Annotated in this window: 12 protein-coding genes and 1 pseudogene; 6 read left to right on the top strand and 7 right to left on the bottom strand. The window is 68.7% G+C overall.

The window, feature by feature from the left end; translation table 11 throughout:
- Positions 1-70 precede the first annotated feature (70 nt).
- The 4 genes from AC1RRR_RS04895 to rnd form a co-directional block, all read right to left on the bottom strand.
- The gene (locus tag AC1RRR_RS04895) at positions 71-1609 is read right to left on the bottom strand and encodes an MFS transporter (protein WP_492810988.1); all 1539 of its coding nucleotides are present in this window, start codon (positions 1607-1609) and stop codon (positions 71-73) included.
- A gap of 99 nt (positions 1610-1708) precedes the next feature.
- Positions 1709-2998, bottom strand: a complete 1290-nt coding sequence (locus AC1RRR_RS04900; RefSeq protein WP_492810989.1) for a serine hydrolase domain-containing protein — start codon at positions 2996-2998, stop codon at positions 1709-1711.
- A 76-nt stretch (positions 2999-3074) separates the two neighbouring features.
- Complete coding sequence (locus tag AC1RRR_RS04905) at positions 3075-4739, bottom strand: ATP-binding protein (RefSeq protein WP_492810990.1); 1665 nt, start codon at positions 4737-4739, stop codon at positions 3075-3077.
- Between the two features lie 151 nt (positions 4740-4890).
- The gene (gene rnd / locus AC1RRR_RS04910) at positions 4891-6060 is read right to left on the bottom strand and encodes a ribonuclease D (protein ID WP_492810991.1); all 1170 of its coding nucleotides are present in this window, start codon (positions 6058-6060) and stop codon (positions 4891-4893) included.
- Between the two features lie 136 nt (positions 6061-6196).
- Between rnd and purM the strand changes: the two genes are divergently transcribed.
- From purM to AC1RRR_RS04930, 4 genes and pseudogenes are all read left to right on the top strand, one after another.
- On the top strand, positions 6197-7222 hold the full coding sequence (gene purM / locus AC1RRR_RS04915; RefSeq protein WP_492810992.1) for a phosphoribosylformylglycinamidine cyclo-ligase: 1026 nt from the start codon (positions 6197-6199) through the stop codon (positions 7220-7222).
- 3 nt (positions 7223-7225) lie between these two features.
- Positions 7226-7323 (top strand): annotated as a pseudogene (locus AC1RRR_RS04920) (hypothetical protein); the annotation flags it as partial.
- An 18-nt stretch (positions 7324-7341) separates the two neighbouring features.
- Positions 7342-7923, top strand: coding sequence for a phosphoribosylglycinamide formyltransferase (gene purN / locus AC1RRR_RS04925; protein WP_492810994.1), 582 nt, complete (start codon positions 7342-7344; stop codon positions 7921-7923).
- Positions 7924-8004: 81 nt separating this feature from the next.
- A complete protein-coding gene (locus AC1RRR_RS04930) occupies positions 8005-8628 on the top strand; it encodes a DedA family protein (RefSeq protein ID WP_492810995.1) in 624 nt (207 codons plus the stop codon).
- Here the strand turns inward: AC1RRR_RS04930 and AC1RRR_RS04935 are convergent.
- From AC1RRR_RS04935 to ndk, 3 genes are all read right to left on the bottom strand, one after another.
- Positions 8625-10163, bottom strand: coding sequence for a tetratricopeptide repeat protein (locus AC1RRR_RS04935; RefSeq protein ID WP_492810997.1), 1539 nt, complete (start codon positions 10161-10163; stop codon positions 8625-8627). The two genes, AC1RRR_RS04930 and AC1RRR_RS04935, sit on opposite strands and share 4 nt — an antisense overlap.
- A 102-nt stretch (positions 10164-10265) precedes the next feature.
- Positions 10266-10733, bottom strand: coding sequence for a hypothetical protein (locus AC1RRR_RS04940; RefSeq protein ID WP_492810999.1), 468 nt, complete (start codon positions 10731-10733; stop codon positions 10266-10268).
- 91 nt (positions 10734-10824) lie between these two features.
- Positions 10825-11244, bottom strand: a complete 420-nt coding sequence (gene ndk / locus AC1RRR_RS04945) for a nucleoside-diphosphate kinase (protein ID WP_172271551.1) — start codon at positions 11242-11244, stop codon at positions 10825-10827.
- A 93-nt stretch (positions 11245-11337) separates the two neighbouring features.
- Between ndk and AC1RRR_RS04950 the strand changes: the two genes are divergently transcribed.
- Positions 11338-13203: an ABC-F family ATP-binding cassette domain-containing protein gene (locus AC1RRR_RS04950; protein ID WP_492811001.1), complete on the top strand. Its 1866-nt coding sequence runs from the start codon at positions 11338-11340 to the stop codon at positions 13201-13203.
- Between the two features lie 92 nt (positions 13204-13295).
- Complete coding sequence (locus AC1RRR_RS04955) at positions 13296-13697, top strand: hypothetical protein (protein WP_492811003.1); 402 nt, start codon at positions 13296-13298, stop codon at positions 13695-13697.

Raw genomic sequence — 13697 nt, forward strand, 5'->3', positions numbered from 1 at the left:
CCCCCCAGCAAAGATTCAGCGGGTCGAGACAGCGCCCGTAAGTTGCTCAAGTCAACGGGAACACGCGGAACTACTCCAGCGCCCGCAGGTCTCGTCCCCGCGTCTCGCGCCCCAAGGTCATGACCAGCGCCAGCGACAGCACCGTCAGGCCGCCGACCATGGCCGCCGCCACGCCCAGCGGCGGGGCCAGGGCCGCGACGCTGAGGCCTTGAGCCAGCAGGCCGCCCAGCTTGCTACACCCTGCGATCCAGCCCGAGGCGCGGCCACGGATGCGCAGCGGGAAGTTCTCGGCCGTATAGGGCAGGATGATCGAGATGACGCCGCTGGAGCCGACGATCAGCAGGGCCAGCGGCGCGATCGGATTGGCCAAGGCGGCCACACCCAGGCTGCGCAGCAGCAGGCCAAACAGCCCCAGCGCCGTCAGGCCCAGCATCAGCGCCAAGGCGCCACGCGTGCTCCAGGCGCTGTAGAGCCAGACCGACACCGCCACGGTCGGCGCGGCGATCAGGGTCGACTTGGCGATCAGGCCCGAGGCGGCCTGGACGCTGACGCCCTCGGCCACCAGGGCGCTGGGCAGCCACAACAGGATGCCGAAATTGACCAGCCCCCAGGCCAGCGCGGCCAGGGTCAGGGCCGCGGTCACCCCGCGATAGCGGTGATCGATCGGCGGCAGGTGCGAGTGGTCGGGCTCGATCTTGGGCGTATCGGTGCGGATGGCGGCGCCGAAGCGGCTCAGCATGGCCAGGGCCTCGGCCTTGCGGCCGGTGTGGAGCAGGAAGCGCGCCGACTCCGGCAACAGCGGGCTCAGCGCGATCAGGATCAGGCCCGTGGGCAGGTTCAGGAACCACATGACCCGCCAGCTCCAGACGGGCTGCAGCCAGGCCGACAGCGCGCTGGCGGCGAAATAGCCGCCGACCGCGCCGATACCGCCGACCAGCACCAAGCTCCAGCCGCGATGCTTGGTCGGCATGATCTCGGCCAGCAGGGCGTAGGCGACGGGCAGCATGCCGCCGGCGGCCGCGCCCATCAGGAAACACATGCCGACATTCCACCAGAAGTCCGGCATGGCGCCGCAGATCGAGGTGCCGACGAACATCACCGACGACAGCAGGATCGACGCCCGCCGTCCGTAGATGTCGGCCAGCCAGCCCCACAGGAACGAGCCGACGACGGTGCCCGACAGCGCCGCGAACGGCAGGGCCGAGGCGATGGCGCCGGTCACGCCGTACTCGGCCTTCATGCCCGGCACGACAAAGCCCAGACTGGCGGGCTTCATGATGTCGATGATCAGGGCCAGGGCCAGCAGCGCGCACATCAACCAGTGCGCCTTGGTCAGGGGCGCGTCCTCGGGCGGCGCGATCTCGCCGGCGATGCTGGTGTCGTCATCGACGCGCGGCAGCAAGCCGAAGGCGGCCAGGCCGATACCGGCGATGATGACCAGCATGCCCCACAGCATCTCGGCGTCCATCGGCATGCCGACCAGGCGGAAACCCATGTTCCGCCCCATCCAGTACATCGGCAGGTGCAGGACGACACCGGCCGTCACCAAGAGGCAGCCCAGCCAGAAGGCCCAGCCGTGGCGGCGATCCCCGAAGAGTTGGGTCAGCATCGATGTCCCCCTGGCCGGGCGCGCTCGTGACTCGGCGCGCATCGGTCGACAGCCAAGGTGGCTCAGTCGCCCTTGAGGTTCAATCCGGGGTGAAGACCCCTACCCCGACACCTCGGCCGCGCTGGTCGTCGCCGGCGCGCCGCTGTCCAGGTCCAGGTAGTCGGTGAACGGCAACTGGAAGGCGCGATCGAAGAACTCGGCCTGGAAGCGGAAAGGCAGGTTGGCGTCGCTGTTCCACAGCATGACGATGCCGGTCTTGGTGGCCGGGTCGAACATCATGGTCGAGCGGTAGCCCGAGACGCCGCCGCTGTGCCCGATCAGGTGGTGGCCCTTGTAGTCGAAGCTACGCATGCCCAGGCCGTAACCGGGCGACTTCAGCTCGCGGGCGATGTTGAGGCGGCCATAGGGCCGGCCGGTGGCGACGCGAGCGCGCTGCACCTCCTCCAGCACGGCCGGCGGCAGGACGTCGGGGCGCAGGCCCATCTGGGCCTGCATCCAGGCGGCCAGGTCGACGATGGTCGAGTTGACCCCGGCGGCCGCGGGGACGCGGTAGTAGGCCTCCGACAGCTTCAGCTCATTGCCGTGACGGTGCGGCCGAGCCCAGTGGGCGGCCGAGGTCAGGCCGGCCATGCCGATGGTGGCTCCACTCATGCCCAGCGGCTGGAAGATGCGGCGGCGCACGGTGTCGGCATAGGGCGCGCCGGTGCGTTCGCGGATGACCTCGCTGATCGTGTCGTAGGCGATGTTCTGGTAGCTGTGGCAGGTGCCGGGCGGGCAGACCGTCTTCAGCGCCCCGAAGCTGCTGCGGATCTTGGCCGGGTCCTGACCGTCCTCCAGCTGGCCGTCATAAGCGTTCTTGCCCAGGCCCGTGCGCTGGGACAGCAGCTGCTCGATCGTCAGGCTGTTCTGGGCCTCGCCCGGCAGGCGCAGGCTGGTGTCGAAGATGCCCAGCGGATCGTTCAGCGAGAAGGTCCCATCGGCCGCCAGCCGGGCCGACAGCGTGCCGGCGATGGTCTTGGACAAGGACGCCCAGCGGAACACTGTCTGCGGGGTGACCCGCTCGCCGTGCTGGCTGGCGGTGAGGCCATAGCCCTTCACGAACGACAGTCGGCCCTTCTCGACCACGGCGACGCCCAGGCCCTCCATCGAGGGATCGGTCATCATCGCGTTGATGCGGGCGTCGAAGGCCTTGTAGTCGATGGTGCCGTGCCAGTCGGCGGGCGTCTGCGGCAGGTTGACGGACTGCTCCGCCGTCGCCTGCGCGCCGGTCTTGGGCGCCTTGTCGCGGGCGCGCGGCAGCAGCACCGCCCCGACGATGACCAGCAGAACGCCTCCGGCGATCAGCCACTGGAGATGCCGTTTCCGGCTTAGGACCCCGACCTCAGACACTACCGATAGAACCTTGAATCACCTGCGAGACTTCTACGCAGGATCGCCCGGAATGTGGGGCGAAAATGCGAAGGTCTCAGCCGAAAAGCGCGGCGTAGAGGTCCTTGGCGTTCACCGGCTTCTCGACCCAGCCGGTCATGCCCGCCTCGCGGCAGGCGGCGACCTCCTCGGGCGAGACCGCGCCGGTGACGGCGATCACCGGGGTAGCGCGATTGGCGCGGCTGGCGCGCAGGCGGCGGGTGGCCTCCAGACCGTCGACGCCGGGCATGCGCACGTCCATCAGGATGGCGTCAAACACCTGCCGCTCGGCCATCGCCAGGGCGGTCAGAGCGTCATCGGCGGTCTCCACGCGAGCGCCGAAGGCCTCCAGCATCTGGCGGAGAGCCCGGCGGTTGATGTCGTGGTCGTCGACCACCAGGATCAGCGGGGCCTCGCTGCGGGTCTCCAGGGCCTCGTCCGGCGAGGGCGCTGGCGGCTCTGCGCCGGGCGGCGCGGGCAGACGCAGGGTGAAACGGGCGCCGCCGCCCTCGGCATTGGCGGCCGACAGCTCGCCGCCCATCAGGCGGGTCAGGTCGCGGCTGATCGACAGCCCCAGGCCCGTGCCGCCGAACGACCGGGCGGTGTCGGTCCCGGCCTGCTCGTAGGGGCTGAACAGGCGTTCGATCTGGTCGTCGGCGAGGCCCGGGCCGGTATCGCGCACCTCGATCGAAACCATGCGCGACGGCTGGGTGTCGACCCGCACGCCGACCGTCACCGCGCCCTCGGCAGTGAACTTGATGGCGTTGCTGAGCAGGTTGTTCAGCACCTGGCGCACGCGCATCGGGTCGCCGCGCACCCACTGTGGCAGGTCCTCGGCGCCGTTCAGGACCAGGCAGACGCCCTTGGCCTCGGCGGCGGTGCGCCAGAAGCCGACCGTGTCGCCGACCAGGGCGCGCAGGTCGTGGTCGACGACCTCGACGCCCATGCGCCCGGCCTCGATCTTGGAGAGGTCCAAGAGATCGTTCAGCAGGGTGCGCATCATCGCGCCGGCGTCGGCGATCAGCGAGGCCCCGGACTTGTCGCGCTCCAGGGCCTCGGCGCCGTTCAGGATGGCGTTGATGGGCGTGCGCAGCTCGTGGCTGACCATGGCGATGAAGGCGGACTTGGCGGCGGTCTGGGCCTCGGCGGCGCGGCGCGCGGCGCGCTCGGCGGCCAGGGTCCGCTGCGACCACAGGAAGACCATCGACAGGGTCAGGCAGAAGAGGCCCACGCCGGCCAGGAAGAACGGCCAGATCGGATCGTGGACCGCGCCCGACACCAGCGGCGTGACGACCAGATAGCTGACATGCGGCGTGACGGCGGCGACGAAGGCGGCCAGGCAGCCTTGCGCGCCCATCAGGGCGGTGATGATCGAGCCGGACAGCAGCAGGATGGCCCCGGCCGCGCCGACGGGCGTGCCCGTGGCCCAGACGGGAATGGCCAGCCAGCCGAAGACCAGCGCCAGCGCGATGTCGGCCGTGAGGTTCAACGCCACGACCCGACGCGGATCGGCGCTTTTCAGGAAGTGGTTCAGCGCCAGCACTTCGGCGACCTGGGCCACGACGTACAGGGTCGACCAGGGCAGGACGAATTCAAGGCCCGGCTTGGCGATCGCCAGGGCGGCCAGCACCAGGACGACGAAGAGGCGAAGGGGAACCTGCTTGCGGCGTGAAAAGGCCGCAGGGCGGTAGGCGACCGCCAGATTTCCCCAGAAAGCACTCAACGCGACCCCCTACTCGGCGCGTCCGGTCTCCGTGAAGCCCCGGGCGCGACGCCTTGTACGCCAGCAAACCTTTGCGTGGCCTTGTACAGGACCCGATACGGGTAGGAAAAGCCCTACTTCCCTTAAGGTCATAGAGCTTTGAGAGGCGTTCTTATTCAGCCTTGGGCGCGCGGCGCACTTCGACGACACGAACCTTGGCGCCGTCCAGCACCAGGGCCAGTTCACCGCGCTTGATCTTCAGGGCGTCGGCCCCGAAGGCGTCGCGGCGCCAGCCGGCCAGGGCCGGCGTGGTGGCGTTGTCGTCGGCGGCGATCTTTTCCAGGTCCGAGACCGTGGCGATCAACTTGGACGCCACGCCGGCCTCTTCGGCGCGGGCCTTCAGCAGCACCTTGAGCAGCTCGACGACGGCGCCGGCGTTCTGGGGCGGCGGCGGACCGGGCTTGTCGACGACCGGGGCGTAGCCTTCCGGATCGGCCAGGGCCGACTTGATCGCCGCCAGCAGGTCGGGACCGAACTTGCTGCCGCCAAAGCCCTTGGGCACGCCGCGCAGGTTGTTCAGGGCGTCCAGCGAGGTCGGGGCCTGGGTGGCCAGCTCGTCGATGGCCTCGTCCTTCAGGATGCGGCCACGCGGCTGGTCGCGGTTCTGGGCGGTGCGCTCGCGCCAGGCGGCGACGGCCTTGAACACGGCCAGGTACTTCGGCGCCGTCTTGCGCGGACGCAGGCGACGCCAGGCCTTCTCCGGATCGACGTCGTAGGCGGCCGGATCCGAGATCGCGGTCATTTCCTCCTCGACCCAGGCCAGGCGGCCCGAGGTTTCGAGTCGCTCGCGCAGGATCGGGAACAGCGCCGCCAGGTGGGTGACGTCGGCCAGGGCGTAGGTCAGCTGGGCGTCCGTCAGCGGCCGGCGAGCCCAGTCGGTGAACCGGCTGGACTTGTCCAGCTCGATGCGCAGCATCTGGCGGACCAGGGCGTCATAGGCGATCTGCTCGCCGAAGCCCGCCGCCATGCCGGCGACCTGGGTGTCGAACAGCGGACGCGGCATGGCCTTGAGATTGTTGAAGATCTCGACGTCCTGACGCGCGGCGTGGAACACCTTGAGGATGCTGGTGTCACGCATGACGGCCAGCAACGGCTCCAGGTCGATGCCCTCGGCCAGCGGGTCGATAACGGCTTCGTGCGTCGGCGACGCGACCTGGATCAGGCACAGTTTTGGCCAGTAGGTCGTCTCGCGCATGAACTCGGTGTCGACGGCGACGAAAGGCTCGCCCGCGAGCGCATTACAGAACGCCGCCAGCTCGGCGGTAGTGGTGATCGGCTTCATCGGCTGCTAATAGCCTCGCGCACCCCCGAGTCTGCAAGCGTCAAGACGCGCTCAGCGTACCGGGAAAGCAAATTTTCCGCGTGTTCGGAGGATCTTACCGTCCTCCGATAAATCCAGAGCGAGCGCCAGAGCGACCATGAGCGATCAGCCGAACGGCCTTACCTACGCCCAGGCAGGCGTTGATATCGACGCGGGCAACGCCCTGGTGGACGCCATCAAGCCCTTGGCCAAGGCCACCCGCCGCCCCGGCGCGGAAGCCAGCCTGGGCGGTTTCGGCGCCCTGTTCGACCTGAAGGCGGCCGGCTACGAAGACCCGCTGCTGGTCACCACCACCGACGGCGTCGGCACCAAGCTGCGCATCGCCATCGACGCGGGCATGCACGCCACGGTCGGCATCGACCTGGTGGCCATGTGCGTCAACGACCTGCTGGCGCAAGGCGCCGAGCCGCTGATGTTCCTGGACTATTTCGCCACCGGCAAGCTGGACATCGAGGTCGCCAAGAGCGTCGTCGCCGGCATCGCCGAGGGCTGCAAGCTGGCCGGCGCGGCCCTGGTGGGCGGCGAGACCGCCGAAATGCCGGGCATGTACAGCGACGGCGAGTACGACCTGGCCGGCTTCTCGGTCGGCGCCGTGGACCGCGAAGACGTCCTGCCGAAACTCGACAAGCAGCGCGCCGGCGACATCATCATCGGCCTGGGCTCGTCGGGTCCGCACTCCAACGGCTACTCGCTGGTGCGCCGCGTGGTCGAGCGCTCGGGCCTGGCCTGGGACGCCCCCTGCCCGTTTGAAGACGGCAAGACCCTGGCCGAGGCCCTGATGGCCCCGACCCGCATCTATGTGAAGTCGCTGCTGCCCCTGCTGCAGTCGGGTCGCGTCAAGGGCGGCGCCCACATCACCGGCGGCGGCCTGATCGAAAACCCGCCCCGCGCCATCGCCGAAGGCCTGGCCGCCGAGTTCGACTGGAACAGCTGGGCCCAACCGCCCGTGTTCGACTGGCTGGCCAAGACGGGCGGCGTTTCGGAACACGAGATGCGCCGCACGTTCAACTGCGGCGTGGGCTTCATCGTCATCGTGGCGCAGGCCGACGCCGAACCGGTCCTGGCCGCCCTGCTAAACGCCGGCGAGGACGCCTTCATCTGCGGCCAGCTGGTCAAGGCTTAGGCCCTGCGTGAAATCCTCGTCCTTCGACAAGCTCAGGATGAGGATTTCAGTTCAAGCTCCCCAGTAGCCCTCATCCTGAGCCTGTCGAAGGACGAGGGCGGCCCCACGGAACGATCCGCGTGACCCAGAAGACCAAAGTCGCCGTCCTGATCTCCGGGCGCGGCTCGAACATGGAAGCGCTCGTCGCCGCCGCGCGCGACCCCGACTGCCCGTTCGAGATCGCCCTGGTCCTGGCCAACAAGCCCGACGCCGGCGGCCTGGCCACGGCGGCGACCGAGGGCGTCGAAGCCCTCTGCGTCGATCAAAAGCCCTTCGGCAAGGACCGCGAGGCCCATGAGCGGGCCATCGACGCGGCCCTGCGCGAGCGCGGGATCCAGGTCATCGCCCTGGCCGGCTACATGCGGATCCTCACGCCCTTCCTGGTCGACGCCTGGGAAGGTCGGATGCTGAACATCCACCCGTCCCTGCTGCCCGCCTATCCCGGCCTGGACACCCACGCCCGCGCCATCGCGGCCGGCGAGGCCGAGGCCGGCTGCACCGTCCACCTGGTCACGGCCGGCGTCGACGAAGGCCCGATCCTGGGCCAGGCGCGCGTTCCGATCCTGCCCGGCGACGACGACCACACCCTGGCCGCCCGGGTGCTGGAGCAGGAACACAAGCTCTATGCCGCCACCCTGGCCGCTTTCGTAAGCAAGCTCTGAGACCGCGTGTCGCAGCCCCTAACGGCCGATAAAGCCTAACGGGTCAGAACTTCGTCATTATGTGTCGCCATGATGCACTTCATGGACGCCTGGATCGCCGATCTCTTTCGAGTCGCCGCCGACAACGCCGGTTTCGCCGGCGTGGCGCTGTTCGTCTTCACATTGCTGGAGGCGCTGCTGGTCGTCGGCCTGCTGATCCCGATCCTGGGCGTCATGCTGGCCGCCGGGGCGCTGATCGCCCAGGGCGTGCTGCATCCTGTCGAAGCCATTCTGTGGTGCAGCGCCGGCGCGGCCGCTGGTGACGCCGTCTCCTATCTGATGGGCCGAGGCCTGGGCGGCCGTCGCGCCACCCAGCTGCTGTTCGGCGGCAAGCGCCGCCTGCTGGCCCGCGCCAAGCTGCTGACCCGCCGCCACGGCGTGCTGGCCATCGCCGCCGCCCGGTATCTCGGTCCCGCCCGCCCGTTCATCCCGATCCTGGCCGGCATCTCCCGCTCGCGCCCCTGGAGCTTCCAGGTCGCCAACATCCTGTCGGCCCCGCTGTGGGTCGTGTCGCTGCTGGCTCCCGGCTATCTGGCCGCCCGGAACCTGCAGATGTTCGGCAGCAACCCGGCCCTCGCCAGCGGCATCGTGCTGGCCGTGATCCTGGCCGTCGGCCTGGTGGTCATGGGTTTCAAGCGCGGCCAGCGCCTGCGCCTCGCCGCCTAGGGCTTCACGCCCACCCGCGCCATCGCCTCCAGCACCCGCTTGGCCTGGCTCGCCGCCAGCCCGCCATTGGGATCGGCCGAGATCGGCTTCAGCAGCTGATAGGCCGTCGCCGCATCGTCGGCGTAGAGGAAGGCCATCGCCGTCACCAGGCGGATCTTGGTCACCTCCGGCGCCAGGGTCACGGCCCGCCGCAGCAACGCCAGCCGCTCCGCCGACGGCCTGTCGCCCTCGGTCATGGTCTGGGCCAGCAGGAATAGGGTCTGGTAGTCGTTCGGCTCGGCCGCGTCGGCCCGGCGCAGATAGACCTGTGACGCCGCCAGCAGTTCGGCGCGATGCGCCTTGTCGGCCGCCGCGCGATAGAGCTTGCTGGTTCCCATCAGCCGCAGGGCTTCCAGGTTATCGGCGTCCTCGGACAGCAGTTGCTCCAGCAGCCGCTCGCCCTTGTCGCGGTCGCCCAGGGTGATCTCGGCCCGCGCCAGGGCCTGGCGGCTATAGCGCTCGGTTGGCCGGCGCTCGGCGGCCTTGCGGATCTTGCGCAGCAGCTCGCCGCGATCGGGGACGGCCCCGGTCTTCATCTGCTGCAGTTCCAGGATCAGGTCGTCGGCCCCGGCCGGCATCCTTCGGATCTTGATTGGCGGTGGCGGGCCGCTGGCTCGTGGCAAGGTCGCGACCACCGGCTCCTTGCGCACGAAGGCCCGCAGAGCGTCGGGCAAGGCCTCCAGCGGCTGGCCGAAGACCTGCGCCCAGATCGCCTTCGGATCGCCGCCGCCCTCGGCGACGCGGTCCAGATAGGTCGCCAGCCGCGCCTTGCGATCCGGATCGGCCCACAGATAACGGACCAGCAGGGCCGACTGGGCGTCGAAACGCTGGCGCTCGGGCAGGCTCCAGCCGTCGCCGCTCTCGGTGATGATGTCGGGGATCCGCTCCAGGCCGCGCATGGCCAGGGCGTCGTCGAACAGCGCCGGCGTCCGGCCGATCGTCACCGCCTGCGGCTGGATATCGATGCTGCTGTAGTAGATCGCCGCGCCCTTGGTCAGCCAGCGCGGCTGGCGGAACGGGAAGTTCTCGCTGAAGAAGTGGAAGCCATAGGCGCCCAGCACCACATCGTCGCCCGCCGTGTGATCGACCACGCCGAAGAAGGCGAAGTCGTCGCGCACCACCACGGCGAAGATGTCCTCGACCTCGGCCACGTCCAGCGACAGCGCGGTGACCGCGGCGCCGGGCATGAACCGGCGATAGGCCGGATTGGAGTTGGCCCCAATCTCGGGCGTGCGGACCATGTAGATTGGAAACTTCCGCGGCGGCGGCCCGTCCTGGCGGCCGTAGAGGCCTCGCAGCACCCGATCCAGCGCCTCCAGGTCGGCGACCGTCTTGCGCAGCACGTCGGCGCTCTCGTCGGAATAGACGATGACATGCTGGCTCTCGGCCCGCAGCCACCGGCCACTGGCCTGGGGCGAGATGACCACGTCGTCGACGGACTGGGCGATCGCCGGCGCAGCGCTCAGCAGGCCCAGCGCCGCCAGGCCAATCGCCAAAGTTCTTCTTCTCGCCAAACCCGCCCCTCCCCGGCGACTCGTCGGAAACGCAGAATAGGGTCACGCCGGCCGCCAGGTATGTCGGGGGCGCAAAACGCGAATTCAGCGCTCGCGCGCTTCGGTGACCTGGATGTAGCCACCGTCATGGCCATGACAGTAGCCCCGGACGAACATGATCATGTCCGGCGTATCCGCCGAATGGATCTCGGCGCGCGTCTGCTCGCAGTCTCCGATCCGACCGACCACCGTCAGACGGCGCCGTTTCGAGAGGTCCTTGCCGGGGCGCCAGCCATCGATGCCCAGCACGCGGCCCGTTTCGGACGGATCCAGACGCGGACGGAAACGATCGGCGTCGGCATTGTCGTCGAACAGGAGATAGCCGACGGCGACACCGTTTATCTTCACGCAGCGCCCTCGCCAGGCCGTCTGGTCGCCTGCCACGGTTCGCACGGTGGCCGCCTGGGCGATCGCCGCGGTGCAAGCCGGCGCCGGGACCGGCTCGACGGCCTGAGCGCGCGCGGCGTGCGACGCCATCGCCAGGAACAGGACTGCAAGGCAAGCTAACCGCATGCCGCAACCTTAAGCGTCTCGAACAATAAGCGCGCAAAGAAAAAGGCCGGAGCTTCCGCCCCGGCCTCTTCCGATCAGTAAGGCGTAAGCCTTAGCCGACGATTTCGTCTTCGGTGAAGAACTGGGCGATTTCGATGCCCGCGTTCTCCAGGCTGTCCGAGCCGTGGACCGAGTTTTCGCCGATCGACAGGGCGAACAGCTTGCGGATCGTGCCTTCGTCGGCGTTTTCCGGGTTCGTGGCGCCCATGACTTCACGGTACTTGGCCACGGCGTTGTCGCCTTGCAGCACTTGGACGACGACCGGCTCGGCGGTCATCTGGCCGACGAGTTCGCCGTAGAACGGACGCTCGGCGTGCACTTCGTAGAACTTCTTGGCTTGGGCTTCGGTCAGCTTCACGCGACGCTGAGCGACGATGCGCAGGCCAGCGGCCTCGATCACGGCGTTGACCGAGCCGGTCAGGTTGCGACGCGTGGCGTCCGGCTTGATGATCGAGAAGGTGCGTTCGGTCACGGGAGGTCTCACAGAAGAGTTGTGAATTAGAAGGTTGCGGGCTTATAGCCGTGCGCCTCCTCCCCGCCAACCCCGCCGCGTAACCTTCATAAAATGCTTCAGATCCGTGACCTGACCTTCAACGCCTGGGGTCGGAAGTTCTTCGACCATGCCAGCGTCAGCCTGCCACCGGGCGCCAAGGTCGGCCTGATCGGACGCAACGGCGTGGGCAAGTCCACCCTGTTCAAGCTGATCCTGGGTCAGCTGCACGCGGGCGACGACGAGATCAGCCTGCCCAAGACCGCCCGCATCGGCTCGGTGGACCAGGAGCACCCGGCTACGCCCTTCACCCTGCTGGAGACGGTGCTGGAGGCCGACGAGGAGCGTCACGGCCTGCTGACCCGCCTGGAGACCGCCGATCCCGAGGAGATGGGCGAGATCTGGGGCCGGCTGATCGAGATCGATTCCGACGCCGCCCCGGCCAAGGCCTCCGAAATCCTGGTCGGCCTGGGCTTTACGCAAGAAGATCTGGCGCGGCCGATGAGCGAGTTCTCGGGCGGCTGGCGCATGCGCGTGGCCCTGGCCGCAGCGCTGTTCGCCGAGCCCGACATGCTGCTGCTGGACGAACCGACCAACTATCTCGACCTGGAAGGCGCGCTGTGGCTGGAGGCGAGGCTCCAGAAATACCCGCACACCGCCCTGATCGTCAGCCACGACCGCGAGCTGCTCAACAACAGCTGTACGCACATGCTGCACCTGGCCGGCGGCAAGCTGGAGCTCTACACTGGCGGCTACGACGACTTCGAGGAGCGCCGCGCCGAGAAGGCTCGCCTGCAACTGTCGGCCAAGGCCAAGCAGGACGCCGAGCGCGCGCACCTGCAGGCCTTCGTCGATCGCTTCAAGGCCAAGGCGTCCAAGGCCGCCCAGGCCCAGTCGCGGATGAAGCGCCTGGCCAAGATGCAGCCGGTGGCGACCACGATCGAGGAGCGCGTCGCGCCCTTCACCCTGCCCTCGCCGCCGCGCCCGCTGGCGCCGCCGCTGATCCGCCTGGAAAAGGCGAATGTGGGTTACGAGGCCGATCGCCCGATCCTCAAGAACCTGAACCTGCGCATGGACCTGGACGACCGCATCGGTCTCCTGGGCGTCAACGGCGCGGGCAAGTCGACCTTCGCCAAGATGATCGCCGGAGCCCTGACCGTCCAGAAGGGCGAGCTGCACCGCGACAAGAAGATGAAGGTCGGCTGGTTCCACCAGCACCAGATCGAGGCGATGGACCCGGAAGACACCCCGCTGGAGATCATCCGCCGGGCGATGCCGGAAGCCTCGGAAAGCTCGCGCCGTTCGAAGCTGGCGCAGTTTGGCCTGGGCTTCGAGAAGCAGGAGACCACGGTCGCCAACCTGTCGGGCGGCGAACGCGCCCGCCTGCTGCTCAACATGGTGGCGATGGACGCGCCGCACCTGCTGATCCTCGACGAACCGACCAACCACCTGGACATCGACAGCCGCCGCGCCCTGCTGGACGCGCTGAACGACTACAGCGGCGCGGTGATCCTGATCACCCACGACCGCTCGCTGATGGAGCTGGTCGCCGACCGCCTGTGGCTGGCCGCCGACGGCTCGGTGAAGCCGTTCGACGGCGACATGGACGACTACGCCAAGTTCGTGCTGGATCGCGCCAAGCAGGCCGTGAAGCCGACCCAGGTGGACCGCGAGCCGGTGGTCGCTGCCGAGGCCCCGAAGAAGAAGGCCGCCGTCGAGCCCCTGCGCCGCAAGGTCGAGGCGGCCGAACAGGTCATGACCCGCTGCACCCGCAACCTCGCCGAGCTGGACGCCCAGCTCGAGGATCCGGACCTCTATGTGAAGAACCCGGCCAAGGTCGCCGAACTGACCAAGCGCCGCGACAACGCCAAGTCCAAGCTGGACGAGGCCGAGGAAGCCTGGATGGCCCTGGCCGAGGAACTGGCCGAGGCCGAAGCGTAAGCTAGGCCATTGATCGGCAAGGTTTAGGGTGAACGCGCCCTAAACCATGTCGTTTAGCGCTTCCGCGACACCTCGGGGCGCATGGTGCGCTCATGAGTAGCGCCCATCCCCGCAACCACGTCGTGGCCAATCCGGAAGGATTGTCCTCTTCGGTCGTCCTCGAGGCCTTCGCCGAATGGGTGAACGACCGGATCGGCGAGGCCATGCGGATCGAGATGGACCTGGCCTTCCGCGACCGTCCGTTCGACGTCGTCGTCGGCCGCACGCCCGCCCTGGTCGGCTGGGAAGCCAAGTTCATCCAGCCCGGCGCGCCCGCGCCCAAGGGTAAGATGTGGACGGTCTACCGCCTGCACGCCCAGGACGGCCGCCCCGCCCACCTGCCGCAGTCGGGCGACCTGGTCGAGGACCTAACGCCGCTGCTGGGCGAGCTGGGTTATCTGGGCGTGTTCGAAGACGGCGTGGCGATGTTCCCGGGCGTCGGGAACCGCAAGTAA

The sequence above is a fragment of the Caulobacter sp. GW821-FHT12D05 genome (assembly GCF_058807295.1).

Coding starts and splice junctions, on each gene's coding strand:
- AC1RRR_RS04950 (WP_492811001.1), top strand. CDS start 11,338: ATGCTTCAGATCCGTGACCTGACCTTCAACGCCTGGGGTCGGAAGTTC.
- AC1RRR_RS04930 (WP_492810995.1), top strand. CDS start 8,005: ATGGACGCCTGGATCGCCGATCTCTTTCGAGTCGCCGCCGACAACGCC.
- AC1RRR_RS04955 (WP_492811003.1), top strand. CDS start 13,296: ATGAGTAGCGCCCATCCCCGCAACCACGTCGTGGCCAATCCGGAAGGA.
- AC1RRR_RS04940 (WP_492810999.1), bottom strand. CDS start 10,733: ATGCGGTTAGCTTGCCTTGCAGTCCTGTTCCTGGCGATGGCGTCGCAC.
- purM (WP_492810992.1), top strand. CDS start 6,197: ATGAGCGATCAGCCGAACGGCCTTACCTACGCCCAGGCAGGCGTTGAT.
- AC1RRR_RS04895 (WP_492810988.1), bottom strand. CDS start 1,609: ATGCTGACCCAACTCTTCGGGGATCGCCGCCACGGCTGGGCCTTCTGG.
- rnd (WP_492810991.1), bottom strand. CDS start 6,060: ATGAAGCCGATCACCACTACCGCCGAGCTGGCGGCGTTCTGTAATGCG.